21 protein-coding genes and 1 pseudogene are annotated in these 18,563 nt (G+C 66.6%); 16 read left to right on the top strand and 6 right to left on the bottom strand.

The window, feature by feature from the left end:
- Positions 1 to 5 precede the first annotated feature (5 nt).
- Entirely contained in the window at positions 6 to 227 is a 222-nt protein-coding gene (locus ACN22W_RS16515) for a hypothetical protein (RefSeq protein ID WP_129513135.1), read from the top strand.
- Between the two features lie 24 nt (positions 228 to 251).
- Here the strand turns inward: ACN22W_RS16515 and ACN22W_RS16520 are convergent, their stop codons facing one another.
- Both ACN22W_RS16520 and ACN22W_RS16525 read right to left on the bottom strand, forming a co-directional pair.
- Complete coding sequence (locus ACN22W_RS16520) at positions 252 to 446, bottom strand: DUF2905 domain-containing protein (RefSeq protein WP_419685433.1); 195 nt, start codon at positions 444 to 446, stop codon at positions 252 to 254.
- A 12-nt stretch (positions 447 to 458) separates the two neighbouring features.
- Positions 459 to 1,655 carry a class I SAM-dependent methyltransferase gene (locus ACN22W_RS16525; RefSeq protein ID WP_412022895.1) on the bottom strand — a complete coding sequence of 399 codons (1,197 nt, stop codon included), beginning with the start codon at positions 1,653 to 1,655 and terminating at the stop codon, positions 459 to 461.
- Positions 1,656 to 1,668: 13 nt separating this feature from the next.
- Between ACN22W_RS16525 and ACN22W_RS16530 the strand changes: the two genes are divergently transcribed.
- The 9 genes from ACN22W_RS16530 (at position 1,669) to ACN22W_RS16570 (ending at position 8,816) form a co-directional block, all read left to right on the top strand.
- On the top strand, positions 1,669 to 2,412 hold the full coding sequence (locus ACN22W_RS16530) for an SDR family oxidoreductase (RefSeq protein WP_419685434.1): 744 nt from the start codon (positions 1,669 to 1,671) through the stop codon (positions 2,410 to 2,412).
- Between the two features lie 79 nt (positions 2,413 to 2,491).
- Positions 2,492 to 2,896, top strand: a complete 405-nt coding sequence (locus ACN22W_RS16535) for a dihydroneopterin aldolase (RefSeq protein WP_048247794.1) — start codon at positions 2,492 to 2,494, stop codon at positions 2,894 to 2,896.
- Positions 2,893 to 3,888, top strand: a complete 996-nt coding sequence (gene ttcA, locus ACN22W_RS16540; protein WP_419685435.1) for a tRNA 2-thiocytidine(32) synthetase TtcA — start codon at positions 2,893 to 2,895, stop codon at positions 3,886 to 3,888. The genes ACN22W_RS16535 and ttcA overlap by 4 nt, the downstream gene beginning before the upstream one ends.
- A gap of 135 nt (positions 3,889 to 4,023) precedes the next feature.
- The gene (glmU, locus tag ACN22W_RS16545) at positions 4,024 to 5,385 is read left to right on the top strand and encodes a bifunctional UDP-N-acetylglucosamine diphosphorylase/glucosamine-1-phosphate N-acetyltransferase GlmU (protein WP_419685436.1); all 1,362 of its coding nucleotides are present in this window, start codon (positions 4,024 to 4,026) and stop codon (positions 5,383 to 5,385) included.
- A gap of 53 nt (positions 5,386 to 5,438) precedes the next feature.
- On the top strand, positions 5,439 to 7,256 hold the full coding sequence (glmS, locus tag ACN22W_RS16550) for a glutamine--fructose-6-phosphate transaminase (isomerizing) (RefSeq protein ID WP_129513140.1): 1,818 nt from the start codon (positions 5,439 to 5,441) through the stop codon (positions 7,254 to 7,256).
- Between the two features lie 130 nt (positions 7,257 to 7,386).
- Complete coding sequence (locus ACN22W_RS16555; RefSeq protein WP_419685437.1) at positions 7,387 to 7,752, top strand: type II toxin-antitoxin system RelE/ParE family toxin; 366 nt, start codon at positions 7,387 to 7,389, stop codon at positions 7,750 to 7,752.
- Positions 7,745 to 8,065, top strand: a complete 321-nt coding sequence (locus ACN22W_RS16560; RefSeq protein WP_048247801.1) for a helix-turn-helix domain-containing protein — start codon at positions 7,745 to 7,747, stop codon at positions 8,063 to 8,065. Before ACN22W_RS16555 ends, ACN22W_RS16560 begins: the two co-directional genes overlap by 8 nt.
- Positions 8,066 to 8,145: 80 nt before the next feature.
- Positions 8,146 to 8,598 (top strand): hypothetical protein, encoded by a 453-nt coding sequence (locus tag ACN22W_RS16565; RefSeq protein ID WP_419685438.1) that lies wholly within the window; start codon positions 8,146 to 8,148, stop codon positions 8,596 to 8,598.
- Positions 8,598 to 8,816 (top strand): hypothetical protein, encoded by a 219-nt coding sequence (locus ACN22W_RS16570; RefSeq protein ID WP_048247805.1) that lies wholly within the window; start codon positions 8,598 to 8,600, stop codon positions 8,814 to 8,816. Before ACN22W_RS16565 ends, ACN22W_RS16570 begins: the two co-directional genes overlap by 1 nt.
- Before the next feature lie 110 nt (positions 8,817 to 8,926).
- On the opposite strand, the gene ACN22W_RS16575 is transcribed toward ACN22W_RS16570, so the two are convergent.
- Both ACN22W_RS16575 and ACN22W_RS16580 read right to left on the bottom strand, forming a co-directional pair.
- Entirely contained in the window at positions 8,927 to 9,763 is an 837-nt protein-coding gene (locus ACN22W_RS16575; RefSeq protein WP_419685439.1) for an FTR1 family iron permease, read from the bottom strand.
- Positions 9,764 to 9,775: 12 nt separating this feature from the next.
- Positions 9,776 to 10,108 (bottom strand): cupredoxin domain-containing protein, encoded by a 333-nt coding sequence (locus ACN22W_RS16580; protein WP_034179235.1) that lies wholly within the window; start codon positions 10,106 to 10,108, stop codon positions 9,776 to 9,778.
- 346 nt (positions 10,109 to 10,454) lie between these two features.
- Between ACN22W_RS16580 and ACN22W_RS16585 the strand changes: the two genes are divergently transcribed.
- Positions 10,455 to 10,655, top strand: a complete 201-nt coding sequence (locus ACN22W_RS16585) for a heavy-metal-associated domain-containing protein (protein WP_048247810.1) — start codon at positions 10,455 to 10,457, stop codon at positions 10,653 to 10,655.
- 56 nt (positions 10,656 to 10,711) lie between these two features.
- Here the strand turns inward: ACN22W_RS16585 and ACN22W_RS16590 are convergent, their stop codons facing one another.
- Both ACN22W_RS16590 and ACN22W_RS16595 read right to left on the bottom strand, forming a co-directional pair.
- On the bottom strand, positions 10,712 to 12,202 hold the full coding sequence (locus ACN22W_RS16590; RefSeq protein WP_412022887.1) for an aldehyde dehydrogenase: 1,491 nt from the start codon (positions 12,200 to 12,202) through the stop codon (positions 10,712 to 10,714).
- An 88-nt stretch (positions 12,203 to 12,290) separates the two neighbouring features.
- A complete protein-coding gene (locus ACN22W_RS16595; protein ID WP_129513146.1) occupies positions 12,291 to 12,842 on the bottom strand; it encodes a cupin domain-containing protein in 552 nt (183 codons plus the stop codon).
- Positions 12,843 to 13,255: 413 nt separating this feature from the next.
- Between ACN22W_RS16595 and ACN22W_RS16600 the strand changes: the two genes are divergently transcribed.
- From ACN22W_RS16600 to ACN22W_RS16620, 5 genes and pseudogenes are all read left to right on the top strand, one after another.
- Entirely contained in the window at positions 13,256 to 13,480 is a 225-nt protein-coding gene (locus ACN22W_RS16600; RefSeq protein WP_072437498.1) for a hypothetical protein, read from the top strand.
- Between the two features lie 283 nt (positions 13,481 to 13,763).
- Entirely contained in the window at positions 13,764 to 14,549 is a 786-nt protein-coding gene (locus ACN22W_RS16605; protein ID WP_193099317.1) for a gamma-glutamyl-gamma-aminobutyrate hydrolase family protein, read from the top strand.
- Between the two features lie 28 nt (positions 14,550 to 14,577).
- Entirely contained in the window at positions 14,578 to 15,915 is a 1,338-nt protein-coding gene (locus ACN22W_RS16610; RefSeq protein ID WP_129513148.1) for a glutamine synthetase family protein, read from the top strand.
- A gap of 35 nt (positions 15,916 to 15,950) precedes the next feature.
- Positions 15,951 to 17,377: pseudogene (locus tag ACN22W_RS16615) on the top strand (aspartate aminotransferase family protein).
- Positions 17,378 to 17,438: 61 nt separating this feature from the next.
- Positions 17,439 to 18,554 (top strand): polyamine ABC transporter substrate-binding protein, encoded by a 1,116-nt coding sequence (locus tag ACN22W_RS16620; RefSeq protein ID WP_129514708.1) that lies wholly within the window; start codon positions 17,439 to 17,441, stop codon positions 18,552 to 18,554.
- The last annotated feature ends 9 nt before the right edge of the window (positions 18,555 to 18,563 follow it).

An 18,563-nucleotide genomic window follows, 5' to 3' on the forward strand; every position in this document is an offset into this window, starting at 1 on the left:
GCACGATGGACACCAACACGTTCACGAAAGGCATCTACACGGCCAAGGCGCATACCCAGCATTCGGCCAACGGGCAGTTCCAGGGTTACGTGATCCTCTCGCGGGACGATGGGGACGATACCGAGAACACGCGCTACGACGTCCACTCGACGAGCCCCAGCGAGGAAGAAGCGTTCGACGAGGCGAAGGCACTCGCGCACCGGATCCTCGGCGAGATCGAGCTGTAGCGCGCGTCGCCGATTCGGCGCGGCTCAGAGCAGCCGCGCCACCATCGATAGCAGCATCGTCAGTACCAGCGTCGACATGAACGGGAACGGGTAGCGCCGCCCGCCGAACGTCAGCGTGACGTCGCCCGGCATCCGCCCGATGCCGAGCTTGCCGAGCCACGGCCAGCAGCGCGTCAGGATCATCACCGCGACGAACGATGTCATCAGCCAGCGCAGCATGTCCAGTTCCCTTCAGAGCGCGTGCGAGCGGTCGCCGCGCGCGAACGCGTCGAGCGTGCCGTCGATGCCGCGCGAGAACGCGATCACCTTGAACAGCTCGCCCATCTCGGCTTCGGAGATCAGCTTCTGCACCGCGTTCGCGGCCGGCAGGAACTGCCGGATCTCGGACGGATCGATCGCGGCCAGCGCGTCGGTGATGCCCGCGTTCAGCAGGAAGCGCGCCTGCGACGTGTAGCCGAGCAGGTCGGCGCCGGTGGCGACGGCCGCGTCGTAGATGCCGGTGAATTCGACGTGCGCGGTGATGTCCTGCAGCCCCGGGTACAGGAACGGGTCGTCGTGCGCGTGGTGGCGGTAGTGGCACATCAGCGTGCCTCGGTCGCGCTGCGGATGGTAGTACTCGTGCGCGGGAAAACCGTAGTCGACCAGCAGCACCGCGCCGCGCGCGAGCATCGTGCAGACGGTGCGCGTGAACGCCAGCGCGGCCTCGTGCGTCTCGGTCACATAGCCATCGGCGACCTCGGCGGCGAGCCCCGCGAGCACCGGCGGCTGGCTGGCCGGCGCGGCCGGCCGGTCCTCGAACACGAACGCCTGCCGCGCGTCGAGCGCGACGCCGCGCTCGTGCCATGCGCCGTCCGCCTTCGCGAACAACCGCACCGGCATCGCATCGAGCACCTCGTTGCCGACCACGACGCCCTCGAACCGCTCGGGCAGCGCGTCGAGCCAGCGCACCTTCGCCGCGAGTGCCGGCGCGGCCGTCGAAATCGTGTCGCGCTGCCGTTCGCGCAACTCGCCGGACAGGTCGACGATCAGGTATTCGTCGAGTTCGGCGCCCAGTGCGTCGAGCGCCATGAGCAGCCCGGCCGCGAGCTTGCCCGTGCCGGCGCCGAATTCCATCACGCGGCGCGTGCCGCTCGCCGCGAGCGCTTCCGCGACCGGTTGCGCGAGGGTCTGCGCGAACAGCGGCGACAGCTCGGGTGCGGTGACGAAGTCGCTGCCGTCGTCGGCGCGGCGCCCGAACTTGCGCGCGCCGCCGCTGTAATAACCGAGGCCCGGCGCATACAGCGCGCGTTCCATGAAGCGGTCGAACGGCAGCCAGCCGCCGGCCGCCGCGATCTCGTCGCGCAGTTGCGCGGCGAGGGTTTCGGACTGCGCGAGCGCGTCAGGGCCGGGAGCAGGTAAACTAGCGGGTTCGTGAGCTTTCGGGTTCATCCCGGCATTGTAAATGACCGTTTCAGCCGATACGTCGACCCTGCGCGTGGTGCTCGTCGCGGGTGCCCTGGGCAGCGCGGCCGACGCCGCGTCGATCGGCCGTGCGCTCGCGACCGGATTCGCGCGGTGCGGCTGGGACGTCGCGCTGCAGCGCAGCCAGGGCGCGCCGCGCGCGGCCGCCGACGCGATCGTCGCCGAAGTCGCGGCGCTCGGCCGCCGCGCCGCCGTTCTCGACGCCGATCTGGCCCTGGAAGCCGACGCCGCCGCGCTCGTCGCCGCATGCGGCGCGGCGCTCGGCCGGCCCGCGTGCGCAGTGTTCGTGAGCGCCAGCGCGGGCGCCGACGACGCGCTCACGGTGGACGGCGCGTCGCTCGCCGGCGCGCTCGCGCGCAACGTGACGGCGCCGCTCGCGCTGGCCCGCGCGCTCGCCGACGCGACGCCCGACGCCGCGCGCGAGCACGAAGCGCTGCGCGCGTGCGCGATCCACGTGCTGGACCAGGCGCTGTTTCACCCGGCGCCGGAACAGCTGTCGCACGCGCTGATGCAGGCCGCGCTGAACCGCGCGACGGCGGCGCTGGCGGTCGCGCTCGCGCCGAAGGTGCGGGTCGCGGCGCTGGTGCGCGGCCACGCGCCGCACGCGGACGACATCGCGGCGGCCGCCTGCTATCTCGCGAGCGCGCCCGGCGTCACGGGCGCGACGCTGACCGTCGACGGCGGCGAGCACCTCGTGCCGCCCGCCGCCGGCCCGAATGAATGAACTGCGCGGATCGCGCGGCCTTGACCGCCGCCGCCCGCGCCGCTTTGCGTGCGCGCACGCCAATTTGACTGGGACGACCATGTTTTCCGCTCTCCTGCACCCCCGCCTCGCGGATTGCCGCAGGCTCTACCTGCGCGATTACGAGGTGCACATCAACATCGGTGCCTTCGAACACGAGAAGCGCGGCGAGCAGCGCGTCGTCATCAACGTCGACCTGTTCGTGCCGCTCGCGCTGTCCACCCCCGTCGACGACCGGCTGCATGAAGTCGTCGACTACGACCTGATGAAGCAGAGCGTCGCGCAATGCGTGGCGCGCGGCCACATCCACCTGCAGGAAACGCTGTGCGACTCGATCGCCGCGCACCTGCTGGCGCACGATGCCGTGCGCGCGGTACGCGTCTGTACCGAGAAACCGGACGCTTATCCGGACTGCGACGCCGTCGGCGTCGAAGTCTTTCGCATCAAGGACGAGGAGCGCGCATGAACGCCCCCCACATGAATGACACGGCGGCCGATGCCGCCACCCTCGACGCGGCCGCCGCCCCGGCCGGCCGCCAGGTGCTGACGCGCCGCGAGCAGAAGGAAGCGTACGAGAACAACAAGCTGTTCAAGCGGATCGTGCGCCAGGTCGGCCAGGCCATCGGCGACTACAACATGATCGAGCACGGCGACAAGGTGATGGTCTGCCTGTCGGGCGGCAAGGACAGCTACGCGATGCTCGACGTGCTGCTGCGCCTGCGCGAGCGCGCGCCGATCGACTTCGACATCGTCGCGGTGAACCTCGACCAGAAGCAGCCGGGCTTCCCCGAGCACGTGCTGCCCGAATACCTGAAGCAGGTCGGCGTGCCGTTCCACATCGAGAACCAGGACACCTACAGCATCGTCAAGCGGCTCGTGCCCGAGGGCAAGACCACCTGCTCGCTGTGCTCGCGGCTGCGCCGCGGGATCCTGTACCGCGTGGCCGGCGAGCTCGGCGCGACCAAGATCGCGCTCGGCCACCACCGCGACGACATCGTGCAGACGCTGCTGCTCAACATGTTCTACGGCGGCAAGCTGAAGGGGATGCCGCCGAAGCTGCAGTCGGACGACGGCAAGAACATCGTGATCCGCCCGCTCGCGTACGTGAAGGAAACCGATCTCGAGAAATACGCGGAGCTGCGCGAATTCCCGATCATCCCGTGCAACCTGTGCGGCAGCCAGCCGAACCTGAAGCGCGCGGAAATGAAGGCGCTGATCCGCGAATGGGACAAGCGCTTCCCGGGCCGCGTCGAGAACATGTTCAACGCGCTCGCGAAGGTCGTGCCGTCGCACCTGATGGACGCGACGCTGTTCCCGTTCGCGTCGCTGCGCGCGACCGGCGAAGCCGATCCGCACGGCGACATCGCGTTCGACGAGGAACCGTGCGCGTCGGGCGACGACACCGCGGCGCCGGGCGCCGCCAGACCGATCTCGATCGTCCAGTTCGACGATCTGTAAGCGGGGCCGGAACACCCGCCGGAACGGGGCGCCGGCCGCCGTTTCCGGCGCGGCCGCACCGGCGCGGCGGCCCCGGAACGGCGGGGGCCGCATGCTAAAATGGACGGCTTCGAACTCCTCTGACAAGCTGGCGCCATGAATATCGTGATTTTGGCGGCAGGCACCGGCAAGCGCATGCGTTCCGCGCTGCCGAAAGTGCTTCACCCCCTGGCCGGCAGGCCGCTCCTCTCCCACGTCATCGACACCGCGCGCACGCTGCAGCCGTCCCGGCTGGTCGTCGTCGTCGGTCACGGCGCCGAGCAGGTCCAGGCCGCCGTCGCCGCACCCGACGTCCAGTTCGCAGTGCAGGCCGAACAGCTCGGCACCGGCCACGCGGTGCGCCAGGCGCTGCCGCTCCTCGATCCCGCGCAACCGACGCTCGTGCTGTACGGCGACGTGCCGCTCACCCGTGCGTCGACGCTGCAGCGTCTCGTCGAAGCCGCGCGCGAAGGCCGCTACGGGATTCTGACCGTCACGCTCGACGATCCGACCGGTTACGGCCGCATCGTGCGCGACGTGTCCGGCTTCGTCACGCGCATCGTCGAGCAGAAGGACGCATCGCCGGAACAGCTGAAGATCGCCGAGATCAACACGGGCATCATCGTCACGCCCACGGCCCAGCTGTCGATGTGGCTCGGTGCGTTGAAGAACGAAAACGCGCAAGGCGAGTACTACCTGACCGACGTCGTCGAACTCGCGATCGAGGCCGGCTTCGAGGTCGTCACGTCGCAGCCCGACGAGGAATGGGAAACGCTCGGCGTGAACAGCAAGGCGCAGCTCGCCGAACTCGAGCGCATTCATCAGCGCAATGTCGCGGAAACACTGCTCGTCGACGGCGTCACGCTCGCCGATCCGGCGCGCCTCGACGTGCGCGGCACGCTGCGCTGCGGCCGCGACGTGTCGATCGACGTGAACTGCGTGTTCGAAGGCAACGTGACGCTCGCCGACAACGTGACGATCGGCGCGAACTGCGTGATCCGCAATGCGTCGGTCGGCGCCGGCACGCGCATCGACGCATTCACGCACATCGACGGCGCCGAGCTCGGCGCGAACACCGTGATCGGCCCGTACGCACGGCTGCGCCCCGGCGCGCAGCTCGCGGACGAAGCGCACGTCGGCAACTTCGTCGAGGTGAAGAACGCGGTGATCGGCCACGGCTCGAAGGCGAACCACCTCACGTACATCGGCGACGCCGACATCGGCGCGCGCGTGAACATCGGCGCGGGCACGATCACCTGCAACTACGACGGCGCGAACAAGTTCCGCACCGTGATCGAGGACGACGTGTTCGTCGGCTCCGACACGCAGCTCGTCGCGCCCGTGCGCGTCGGCCGCGGCGTGACGATCGCCGCCGGCACGACGATCTGGAAGGACGTTGCCGACGGTCTTCTCGCGTTGAACGACAAGACCCAGACCACGAAGAGCGGCTACGTCCGCCCGGTCAAGAAGAAAAGCTGAACCTTTTGCGGGCGCCCGGGCGGCGCCCGCATCGACTTACAGGACTGATCCTCATGTGTGGCATTGTCGGCGCAGTTGCGCAACGTAATATCGTTCCGGTGCTGATCGAAGGTTTGCGGCGCCTCGAATACCGTGGCTACGACTCGTGCGGCGTCGCCGTGCTCGAGCCGGGCGCACCGAAGCGCGCGCGCAGCGTCGCACGTGTCGCCGATCTCGACGCGCAGGTGCGCGAGTCGCACCTCGAAGGCACGACGGGCGTCGCGCATACGCGCTGGGCCACGCACGGCGCGCCGGTCACGCACAACGCGCACCCGATCTTCTCGTCGGACGCGCTCGCGCTCGTCCACAACGGCATCATCGAGAACTTCGAGCCGCTGCGCGAAGCGCTGCGCGCGAAGGGTTACGAATTCGTGTCGCAGACCGACACCGAAGTGATCGCGCACCTCGTGCACAGCCTGTATCGCGGCAACCTGTTCGACGCCGTGCGCGAAGCCGTGCTGCAGTTGCACGGCGCGTATGCGATCGCCGTGATCCACAAGGACCAGCCGCACACCGTCGTCGGCGCGCGCCAGGGTTCGCCGCTCGTCGTCGGTCACGGCGACGGCGAGAACTTCCTCGCGTCCGATGCGCTCGCGCTCGCGGGCAGCACCGACCGCTTCACGTTCCTCGAGGAAGGCGACGTGTGCGAGCTGTCGCTCGACGGCGTGAAGATCCTCGACCGCAACGGCGCGCTCGCGCAGCGCGAAGTGCGCGTCGTCAGCGCATACGGCGGCGCGGTCGAGCTGGGCCCGTATCGCCACTTCATGCAGAAGGAAATCTTCGAGCAGCCGCGCGCGATCAGCGACACCGTGCCGCAGACCGACGCGTTCGACGCGACGCTGTTCGGCGACGCCGCGCCCGCCGCGTTCGCGGACATCGACAGCCTGCTGATCCTCGCGTGCGGCACGAGCTACTACTCGGGCCTCACCGCGAAGTACTGGCTCGAATCGATCGCGAAGATCCCGACGCAGGTCGAGATCGCGAGCGAATACCGGTACCGCGAATCGGTGCCGAACCCGCGCCAGCTCGTGCTCGTGATCTCGCAGTCGGGCGAGACGGCCGATACGCTCGCGGCACTCAAGCATGCGCAGTCGCTCGGCCACACGCATACGCTCGCGGTCTGCAACGTCGCGACGAGCGCGATGGTGCGCCTGACCGAAATGCAGTTCCTGACGCACGCGGGCACCGAGATCGGCGTCGCGTCGACGAAGGCATTCACGACGCAGCTCGTTGCACTGTTCGTGCTGGCCGCGACGCTCGGCAAGCTGCGCGGGCACGTCGACGCCGCGCAGGAAGCCGAATTCCTGAAGCAGCTGCGCCACCTGCCGGCCGCGCTGAACAGCGTGCTCGTGCTCGAGCCGCAGATCATCGCGTGGTCGGAGGAGTTCGCACGCAAGGAAAACGCGCTGTTCCTCGGCCGCGGGCTGCACTACCCGATCGCGCTCGAAGGCGCGCTGAAGCTGAAGGAAATCTCGTACATCCACGCCGAGGCCTATCCGGCCGGCGAACTGAAGCACGGGCCGCTCGCGCTCGTCACGGAAGCGATGCCGGTCGTCACGGTCGCGCCGAACGACACGCTGCTCGAGAAGCTGAAGTCGAACATGCAGGAAGTGCGCGCGCGCGGCGGCGAGCTGTACGTGTTCGCGGATGCCGATACGCAGATCGTCAACGACGACGGCCTGCACGTGATCCGGATGCCGGAACACTACGGGCAGCTGTCGCCGATCCTGCACGTGGTGCCGCTGCAGCTGCTCGCGTATCACACCGCGTGTGCACGTGGCACCGACGTCGACAAGCCGCGGAACCTCGCGAAATCGGTGACGGTGGAGTAACGCCGGTCGACCGGGACGGCCCCCTCGAGGTCGTCCCGACCCCTTATCGGCGCGAAGCAGGCCATTCGGCCAGGTCGAAATATGTACCACGTAGTGGTATATAATCCTGTGCTAATTCGATCGGCCCGACATGCCTGCTTCCGTACGACGCGTCTTCAAGACGAAGTGGTTTCACAAGGCAGCCAGAAAAGCAGGCATCGCCGATGCCGAACTCTGCCGCGCCGCGCGGGAACTGGCGCGCGGCCAGGGCATCGAGCTCGGCGGCAACGTCTGGAAAAAGCGCCTGGACGGTAATCGGCAGCGCGGGATCGTGCTGAGCAAGGTCGGGCAGGCGTGGGTTTTCGTGTTTCTGTTCGCGAAACGCGACCGGGACGACATCGACGAACACGAACTGCGTGCGTTCAGAAAGCTCGCCGCGGATGTCGGGCGCCGCACCGACGCCGATATCGCGACGCTGATCGCACTGAAAGAGCTGGTGGAGATTTGCAATGGCTAAGAGTCGATTCAAGAGCGACGCAACGGAGGCGATCCACAGCGCCGCATCGGGTCTCTATCGTGCCGCGCTGATCGACAAGAAGACGATGCGCGAATACGACGATCTCTGCATCGAAGCCGCCCCGCAGTTCGATCCGGAAGCGATCGCCCGCATCCGCAAGTCCGTCAACGTCAGCCAGAGCGTGTTCGCGCTCTACCTGAACACGACAACGTCGACGATCCGCCAATGGGAACAGGGCGACAAGCGGCCGAGCGGCATCGCCGCACGGATGCTCCAGATCGTCGAGAAACACGGGCTCGAGGTGTTCTCCTGAACCGGCCCCTCCCCGAATGCGCATGCACGGCCGCCCCCGCACCGGATAGCGCGACCCGCAAGGAATATGACGGAGACACAATGGCAGTAAGACTGTTTGGATGCGGATTGCTGGCGCTGACGTTCGCGTCGACCGGCTGGGCCGCCGAGCACTACGTCGAAGTCTGGAACCCGCCCGAGGCGCGGCAGCCGGCAGCACATGCGCCGGCCGCGCATGCGGGCGCCGATGCGCACGCCGGCAAGAGCGCGGAGAAACACGCGAGCGCAACGCCGAAAACCGCCGTGAAGGCACACAAGCGCCGCGTCGCGCAAACCGTGAAAGCCGGTTCGCACCGTCCCGCCGCCACGGCCGTGGCGCCCGCCGCACCGCGCCCCGTCGCACAGCCCGCGCCGGGCCGCCTCACGGTGATGCAGCCTGCCGATCCCGACGCAACGCACACGCTCACGTTCTCCAACATCCCGCGGCAATACACGCCGGACGGCAACGTGCTGCGGGTCGGCACGCACAACCGCTCCGCGGAGGTGACTCGATAATGGAAGCGCAAACCTACCTCGGCTACCAGATCTGGGGCCACGCGATCCTGCAGCAGGACGAAATCCTGCAACCCGAACGCTTCGCGGCGAGCGGCACGATCACGCAGAACAACCGGCTCGTCGAAGCGTCGGGCGTGCTCGGCGTATTCGACACCGAGGACGACGCACGCGAGGCCGGACTCGAATGGGCCCGCGCGTGGATCGACAGCCACCGCTGACCGGCACGGCCGCGTCTATCCGGCACGCCGCCGTACACGGGCCGGCCGCGAACCGCAAATGAAAAAAGGGGCGTCCATGACGCCCCTTCTTTCGTGCTGACCCGGAACCCTCACGCGGCAGGCCGTGGCGGCCTCACCGCCGCGCGCGGACGGCCAACAAGCCGCGTCAGCACGACGATCGTCACCAGGGTCGCGACGTACGCGGCGATCTGGATGCCCGCCGGACGCGCGGTATAGCCGATCAGCGTATGCAGCGCCTTGCCGACGATGCTCGTCTCCTTCAGCAGCCACGACGTATCCCAGATCATGTCGCCCCACGACGGTACGAGGCCGGCCGCCAGCAGGAAACCGACACACTGGCTCGCCATCCCGGCCGCCAGCAGCACGATCAGCGCGTTGGTGACGGAGAACAGGCGCTTCAGCGGAATCTGCAGCAGGCCCGCATACATCGCATAACCCAGCCCGGCCCCGCCGAGCACGCCGAGCAGCCCGCCGGCAATCATCTGCGGCGTCTGGCCCGGATCGCCCGCGGCGATGCCGTACAGGAACAGCACGGCCTCGGAGCCTTCGCGCAGCACCGCGACGCCAACCACGATCGCCAGCCCCGTCAGCGGCCGGCTGCCGGCCGCGACGGCCCGGCCGACTTCGCCCATGTGCAGCGCCATCTCACGGCCGTGCCGGCTCATCCAGATGCAGTGCCAGGCCAGCATCAGCGTCGCGACGAACATCACGCCCGCATTGAAGACCTCCTGCCCCATGCCGGACGCCCACTGCGAGATCACGTCGGCGAACGCCGCGATCAGGCCCGCGCCGATCACGCCGCCGACGAGCCCGCCGCCGACCCACCAGCCGCGCCGCGGCACGCCCTTCGTGGCGGCCATCACGATCGAGACCACCAGCGCGGCCTCGAGCACTTCACGAAAGACAATCAGCGCGGTAGACAGCATGGCGGGATTCGCTTATTTGACGGTCAGGTGGGTCTTCGACTGCGCTTCGTGATACTCGTCGTGAAACTCGTAGGTGCCGGCCTTCAGCGGTCCGACCAGGATCTCGGCCGACTTGCCGGCAGGAATGACCTTCTCGGCCTTGAAGTCGTCGCTCTCGAATTCCGCGGGCGTCGCATCGAGGTTCTTCACGACGAACTTCACTTTCTTGCCGGCCGGAATCGTCACGCCATCGGGCGAAAACTTGTGGTCCTTCAGCGTCAGGTTGACGACGTCGTCGGCGGCGAATGCGGTGGCGGCAGACGCGCCCAGCAGGACAGCGGCGAAACCCAGTGCGAAACGGTTCATGTGCGTAACGAAATGAAATATCGAAGGGCATTGATACTAAGATCGATTCGCATTTTCATATCGCGCGCCCTTACTGGCAATATGGAGATAGCGTTTCACAAGATCGCACCGTGCGTTGCCTGGCAAGGCTCTCGTCGCATGGCGCCGGTGGCGCATCGGCGTCAATCGGGAAAGATCCGGCTGACTCGTGCGGCTGCCTTCCGATTCGTCTGACTTCACGCCGGCGAGCGGTCTCGCCGCGCGGGGTGACCACGCCTGTGCCATGCTGCATGAATGCGCTTGACCTTCCCACCATGGCAAGCTTCATGCTGACCCTACTCGTCAATCGTCAACTCAGGAGAACACGATGGAATTCGAAGTCCAGGACATGACCTGCGGCGGCTGCGCCAATGCGATCACGCGCGCGGTGACGGCCGCCGATCCCGCCGCGAAGCTCGACATCGACGTCGCGGCGAAGCGCGTCACGGTCGAATCGGCGCAAGGCGCCGAGCGCGTGCAGTCGATCATCGAAGCCGCGGGCTTCCACCCCGCGCTGCGCAGCGCGTAACGCGTAACGCGGGCTGCGGGCGCACCGCCGAACGGCGATGCGCCCCCGGCAGCGTGTCAGCGCAGCCGGATGAGCGTCGACTTCAGCTCGGTGTACTTCTCGAGCGCGTGCAGCGACTTGTCGCGGCCGTTGCCCGACTGCTTGTAGCCGCCGAACGGGAAGTTCATGTCGCCGCCCTCGTCGTAGCAATTCACCCACACCGTACCCGCGCGCAAGCGGCGCGACACGTCATGCGCGGTCGTCAGGTTCGACGTCCACACCGCCGCGGCGAGCCCGTATTCGGTGTCGTTCGCGATCCGCACGGCCTCGTCGACATCGTCGAACACGATCACCGACAACACGGGCCCGAAGATCTCCTCGCGCGCGATCTTCGCATCGTGCTTCACCTCGAACACCGTCGGCTCGACGTAGAAGCCGCCCGTTTCCTCCTTCACGCGCGCACCGCCCGTGACGAGCTTGCCTTCGCCGCGCCCTGCCTCGATGTAGCCGAGCACGCGCTCGAGCTGGATACCGTCGACGATCGCGCCCATCGACACCGACGGATCGAGCGGATTGCCGGGCACGTAAGCGCGCGCGGCCGCCACGAGCTTCTCGATGAACGCGTCCTTGATGTCGCGATGCACGAGCAGCCGCGAACCGGCCGTGCACATCTCGCCCATGTTGTAGAAGATCGCGCCGGCCGCTGTCTGCGCGGCGCGGTCGAGATCGGGGCAATCGGGCAGCACGATGTTCGGCGACTTGCCGCCGAGTTCGAGCCACGCGCGCTTCAGGTTCGATTGCGCGGCGTACTGCATGATCAGCTTGCCGACCGCCGTCGATCCCGTGAACGCGATGCAGTCGACGTCGCGATGCAGCGCGAGCAGCTTGCCGGGTTCGCCCGCGCCCGGCACGACGTTGAACACGCCGGCCGGGATGCCGGCTTCATATGCGAGTTGCGCGACGCGGATCGCGGTCAGCGGCGATTTCTCCGACGGCTTCAGCACGACGCTGTTGCCGGCCGCCAGCGCGGGACCGAACTTCCACGCGGCCATCAGGATCGGGAAGTTCCACGGCACGACGGCTGCCACCACGCCGACCGGCTCGCGCGTGACGAGACCGACGAGATGATGATCGGCCGGCGCGACCTCGCCGCCGACCTTGTCGATGGCTTCCGCGAACCATTCGACGCAGTACGCGGCGCCCGGCACGTCGACCGTCGTCGTGTCGCCGATCGGCTTGCCCGCGTCGAGCGTCTCGAGCAGCGACAGCTCGTCGAGATGCTCGCGCATCAGCGCGGCCCAGCGCAGCAGCACCGCTTTGCGCGCACGCGGATTCAGGCCGGCCCACACGCCCGCGTCGAACGCGCGGCGCGCGGCCGCGACGGCCGCGTTCACATCGGCTTCGCCGCAATCGGCGACCTTCGTCAACACGCGGCCGTCGATCGGGCTCACGCAGTCGAACGTCTTGCCGCCGTGCGCGTCGCGCGACGCGCCGTCGATGAATGCGCGCCCTTCGATCTTGAGCGACGCCGCCTTGTCCTGCCAGTCAGCCAAAGTCAACTTGTTCATCAGGATGCCTCAATGTTGTGACATTCGCGATGCGACACGCCGCGCGCCCGATGCGCGGCCGGCCGTCAGCGAATGCGGTGGTGCGCGGTCAGAAGGTCGCCGGCGAATTGGCCGAGACGACCTCGCAGATCAGTTCCGCGCTGGGATTGCGAAAACGGTGCGGTAAACGGCTCTCGAAGTAGTAGCCGTCTCCAGGGTCGAGCAGCCACGTCGCGCCGTCGACGGTCAGCTCGAGCCGACCCGACACGACGACGCCGCCCTCGTGCCCCGCGTGCACGAGCATCTCGGGCCCCGTATCGGCGTGCGGCTGGTAGATCTCGCGCAGGATGCACATGTTGCGGTCCTTCACGCTCGCGCCGACCAGATGAAACGCGAGCGTGTCGTTGCCGAGGTTCGGCATGTCGTCGCGACGCGACACGACCGAGCGCGATTCGACGAGCTCGAACGTGAAGAACTCCGCGAGACTCATTGGTATGCATTCGAGCAACTTCTTCAGCGAGCCGACCGACGGGCTCACGCGGCCCTGTTCGATCAGCGAGATCGTGCCGTTGGTCACGCCGGCCCGCTTCGCGAGTTCACGTTGCGACAGGCCATGCTTGTTGCGCACGTAACGCAGGCGCTCGGCGACTTCGGTGGACATCGATTCGGTTTCGGACACGATAAGTGCGATGACAAAGTGAAACGACGCAGTGGACAGCCGTTGAATATTCTAATCACTTTATGCCGCGTATTAACGGGGAAAACCCTGAAAGGCGTTCGAAATAATGAACACGCCGCGGATCATTCCAGTTGCGAATCTTTTGTTCGCACTGCTCGGGAAACCCCTGATGCAGGACCGTTAAAAAACATTTGACGCCGTTTTTGGCTCGTATATGCTGGCTCTCAGGTCAGCGTCATTTAGTTTTCATAGGCAGCAAAACGCGTTACTGCAACGCAAAAATTGATGCCCATCAATGTAAATGACGCGTAACCGGCGCCTTGATTATTTTAAACGCCCAGCGCGTCGAGAAGGTCGGGTGTTCAATACTTTCAACAACCCAGTCGAGTGTAATCGTGAGAGTCCGTGGCCCTCTGGTGAGGTGGGATCGAAGCGTGGCGCGAAGTTCGCGCAGCGCGGCATCCCCTTCCGATGGCAGTTGCGGCTGGCATAGTCCTCGCCTGCAGCATCTGTCGATCTACACCATCCTGTCCCGTCGTTCCGTTCGGCGTCACAACGCCGTATCCGCACGCGCATTCGTCGCCGTCGATACCGACGAAGTGGCGTCGCTGCTGCCGTAGCGCCTCTCCTTTCTTTACGTCGTTCGTTTTGTCTGCTGATTCGCCAACCGCAAGGTCCATGCGGTGACGGAACGCGTTCGCGCATTCGTTGCCGCGTCGCGTATCGCAACCCAACGAACGACGGCCTGATCGTCGCGCGCAGCGCGGATCGCCACGTCATCCCGCTGCGCCCATTCACCAGCGGCCTTGCGCTGTTCGCCAGGCTGCGGGGCGGCTGCGCGCCTGCGTTTTGTCGAATCAGGCAACGTGCATGCAGCAGTCCTCTGGATAACTGATTGACGTCATGGAAAGGAAACCCCTCGTCGGCATCACCGCCGACCTCACGCAAATCGGCGCACACGCGTCGCATACGGTCGGCGACAAATACGTCGCCGCGATCGTCGACGGTGCGCAGGCGCTCGCGATGGTGCTGCCCGCGCTCGGCGAGCGCCAGTCGGTCGACGACATCCTCGACACGGTCGACGGCCTGCTGTTTACCGGCAGCTACTCGAACGTCGAGCCGCACCTGTACGGCGGCGAGCCGAGCGCGCCCGGCACGAAACACGACCCGGCCCGCGATGCGACGACGCTGCCGCTGCTGCGCGCGGCGATCGCCGCGGGCGTGCCGGTACTCGCCGTCTGCCGCGGCTTCCAGGAGCTGAACGTCGTCTGCGGCGGCACGCTGCACCAGCGTGTGCATGAAGTGCCGGGCCTCGCCGATCACCGCGAGGACGACGCCGCGCCGATGGACACGCAATACGGCCCCGCGCACGTCGTGCACCTGACGCCCGGCGGCAAGCTGCATGCGCTCGCCGGCGGCCGCGACGAAGTGAACGTGAACTCGCTGCACAAGCAAGGCATCGCGCAGCTCGGCTCCGGCCTCGCCGTCGAGGCGGTCGCGCCGGACGGCCTGATCGAGGCCGTGAGCGTCGTCGATGCCCCCGCTTTCGCACTCGCCGTGCAATGGCATCCGGAATGGCGGCATGCGCATGACCCGCTGTCGAGCGCGATCTTCCGCGCCTTCGGCGACGCATGCCGCGCCCGCCGGAATGCCCGCACGCGAACCCTGGCCGCCGCCGCGCTCGCCTGAGCGCGCCGACCAAACAACGAGAACAGACATGCAAGATATCGAAAGTTTTCTGAAACAGCACCGGATCACCGAAGTCGAGGCGATCATTCCCGACATGGCCGGTATCGCGCGCGGCAAGATCACGCCGCGCAACAAGTTCACGTCCGGCGAATCGATGCGCCTGCCGCAGGCCGTGATGGTGCAGACCGTCACCGGCGAATATCCGGAAGACGGCTCGCTGACCGGCGTGACCGACCCCGACATGGTGTGCGTGCCCGACGAATCGACGATCCGCCTGATCCCGTGGGCCACCGACCCGACCGCGCAGGTGATCCACGACTGCGTGCACTTCGACGGCTCGCCGGTCGAGATCTCGCCGCGCTACGTGCTGCGCCGCGTGCTCGACCTGTACAAGGCCAAGGGCTGGAAACCCGTGGTCGCACCGGAGCTCGAGTTCTACCTGGTCGACATGAACAAGGACCCGGACCTGCCCCTGCGTCCGCCGGTCGGCCGCACGGGCCGCCCCGAAACGGGCCGCCAGTCGTATTCGATCGAAGCCGTCAACGAGTTCGATCCGCTGTTCGAGGACATCTACGAGTACTGCGAAGCGCAGAATCTCGACATCGACACGCTGATCCACGAAGTCGGCGCCGCACAGATGGAGATCAACTTCATGCACGGCGACGCGCTGTCGCTGGCCGACCAGGTGTTCCTGTTCAAGCGCACGGTGCGCGAGGCCGCGCTGCGTCACAACATGTACGCGACGTTCATGGCCAAGCCGATGGAAGACGAGCCGGGTTCGGCGATGCACGTGCACCAGAGCATCGTCGACGAGGAAACGGGCCAGAACCTGTTCACGTCGCAGGAGACGGGCGGCGCGACGTCGATGTTCTACAACTACCTCGCGGGGCTGCAGAAGTACACGCCGGCACTGATGCCGATCTTCGCGCCTTACATCAACTCGTACCGCCGGCTGTCGCGCTTCATGGCCGCGCCGATCAACGTGCAGTGGGGTTACGACAACCGCACGGTCGGCTTCCGCATCCCGCACTCGGGCCCGTCGGCACGCCGTATCGAGAACCGCATCCCGGGCGTCGACTGCAACCCGTACCTCGCGCTCGCCGCGACGCTCGCGGCCGGCTACCTCGGCATGACGCAGCGCCTGGAGCCGACCGAGCCGCTCGTGAGCGACGGCTACGACCTGCCGTACCAGTTGCCGCGCAACCTCGAGGAAGGGCTGACGCTGATGGCCGCATGCGAGCCGCTCGGCGAGATCCTCGGCCACAAGTTCCTGAAGGCGTATTTCGCGCTGAAGGAAACCGAATATGAAGCGTTCTTCCGCGTGATCAGCTCGTGGGAACGCCGCCATCTGCTGCTGCACGTCTAAGCGCGCACAACCGCATACGGAATCACGGAGGAAACATGACTTACCGCAACGAATCTGCCTGGATCCAGCCGGCCGCGCCGGCTGCCGCGCCGCGCGCGACGCAGGCACGCTCGACCGCCGAATACCGCGCGCTCGACGCCGCGCACCACATCCACCCGTTCTCGGACATGGGCGCGCTGAACCGCGCGGGCAGCCGCGTGATCGTGAAGGCCGACGGCGTCTACCTGTGGGACTCGGACGGCAACAAGGTCATCGACGGGATGGCCGGCCTCTGGTGCGTGAACGTCGGCTACGGCCGCAAGGAACTCGCCGATGCCGCGTATCGCCAGCTGCAGGAACTGCCGTTCTACAACACGTTCTTCAAGACGACGCACCCGCCGGTGATCGAACTGTCGGCCATGCTCGCGGAAGTGACGCCTGCCGGCTTCAACCACTTCTTCTATTGCAACAGCGGCTCGGAAGGCAACGACACCGTGCTGCGCCTCGTGCACCAGTACTGGCGCGTGCAGGGCAAGCCGCAGAAGAAGTATGTGATCTCGCGCAAGAACGGTTACCACGGCTCGACGATCGCGGGCGGCACGCTCGGCGGGATGGGCTACATGCACGAGCAGATGCCGTCGAAGGTCGAGCACATCGTGCATATCGATCAACCGTATTTCTTCGGCGAAGCACAGTCGGGCGACACGCCGGAAGCGTTCGGTCTCGCACGGGCGCAGCAGCTCGAAGCGAAGATTCTCGAACTCGGCGCGGAGAACGTCGCGGCGTTCATCGGCGAGCCGTTCCAGGGCGCGGGCGGAGTGATCTTCCCGCCGTCGACGTACTGGCCGGAAATCCAGCGGATCTGCCGCAAGTACGACATCCTGCTCGTCGCCGACGAAGTGATCGGCGGCTTCGGCCGCACCGGCGAATGGTTCGCACACCAGCACTTCGGTTTCGAGCCGGATCTGATCACGATGGCGAAGGGCCTCACGTCGGGTTATGTGCCGATGGGAGCGGTCGGCATTCACGAGCGCGTTGCGCGCCCGATCATCGACAACGGCGAATTCAACCACGGCCTCACGTACTCGGGTCACCCGGTCGCGGCGGCCGTTGCCGTTGCAAACCTGAAGCTGCTGCGCGACGAAGGGATCGTCGAGCGCGTGAAGAACGATACCGGCCCGTACTTCCAGTGCGCGAAACCTTCGCGCGTCACCCGATCATCGGCGAAGTGCATGGCCATGGCCTCGTCGCGAGCCTGCAGTTGTCCGAAGCGCCGGCCGAACGCCGCCGCTTCGCGAACGGCGGCGACGTCGGCACGATCTGCCGCGACTTCTGCTTCAACGGCAACCTGATCATGCGTGCGACCGGCGACCGGATGCTGCTGTCGCCGCCGCTCGTGATTTCGCGTCCGGAAATCGATGAACTCGTGTCGAAGGCGAAGAAGGCCGTCGATGCAACCGCCCAGCAACTGGGTATTTCGTAACGGCTTTGCCTACAAGCGTGCGGCGGGCGCCGCACGCCGCCATAACCAGGGGAATTCCACCATGCGTGCCTGCTTTCTTCGCCAAGCCTGTTCTGTTGCCGCCCTCGCCGCCGCGGCAGCGTTCACGTCAGTCGCCAGCCCATCGGCGCATGCCGAGGACCTGAATGTCTACAACTGGTCCGACTACATCGCGCCGGACACGATCCCGAACTTCCAGAAGCAGACGGGCATCCACGTCAAGTACGACAACTACGACAGCGACGACACGCTTCAGGCGAAGCTGCTTGCCGGCAGTTCGGGTTACGACATCGTCGTGCCGACGTCGAACTACATGGCCAAGCAGATCCAGGCCGGCGTGTACCAGAAGCTCGACAAGTCGAAGCTGCCGAACCTCGCGAACCTCGATCCGCTGCTGATGAAGATGATCTCGGATGCCGATCCAGGTAACCAGTACGGTGTCCCCTGGGCCTACGGCACGGACGGCATCGGCTACAACGCGCAGGCAGTGAAGAAGGCACTCGGCGACAAGGCGCCCGTCGACAGCTGGGCACTGGTGTTCGACCCGGCCAACATGGAGAAGCTGAAGGGCTGCGGCGTGTCGTTCCTCGACCAGGCCGTCGACGTGTTCGCCGCCACGCTGCAATACATGGGCAAGGATCCGAACAGCAAGAACCCCGGCGATTACCAGGCTGCATTCGAAGTCCTGAAGAAAGTCCGCCCCTACATCACCCAATTCAACTCGTCCGGCTACATCAACGACCTCGCGAACAACGACGTGTGCGTCGCGCTCGGCTGGTCGGGCGACGTCGGCATCGCGCATCGCCGCTCGTCCGAAGCGAAGCGCTCGTACGACATCAAGTTCTCGAACCCGAAGGAAGGCGGCCTGCTGTGGTTCGACGTGATGGTGATCCCGAAGGATGCGCCGCACCCCGAGGCTGCACTGAAGTGGATCAACTACATTTCCGATCCGAAGGTCAACGCGGCGATCACCAACACGGTGTTCTACCCGACCGCGAACAAGGCCGCGCACCAGTTCGTCACGCCGGGCGTCGCGCAGGACCCGACCGTCTACCCGCCTGAAGACGTGCTGAAGAAGATGGTGCTGATGAAGCCGATGCCGGCCGACATCCTGCGTCTCCAGAACCGCCTGTGGGCGCAGCTGAAGACCGGCCACTGATCGCCAGGC

It is taken from the genome of Burkholderia theae (genome assembly GCF_048565265.1).
Lineage (GTDB): Bacteria > Pseudomonadota > Gammaproteobacteria > Burkholderiales > Burkholderiaceae > Burkholderia > Burkholderia theae.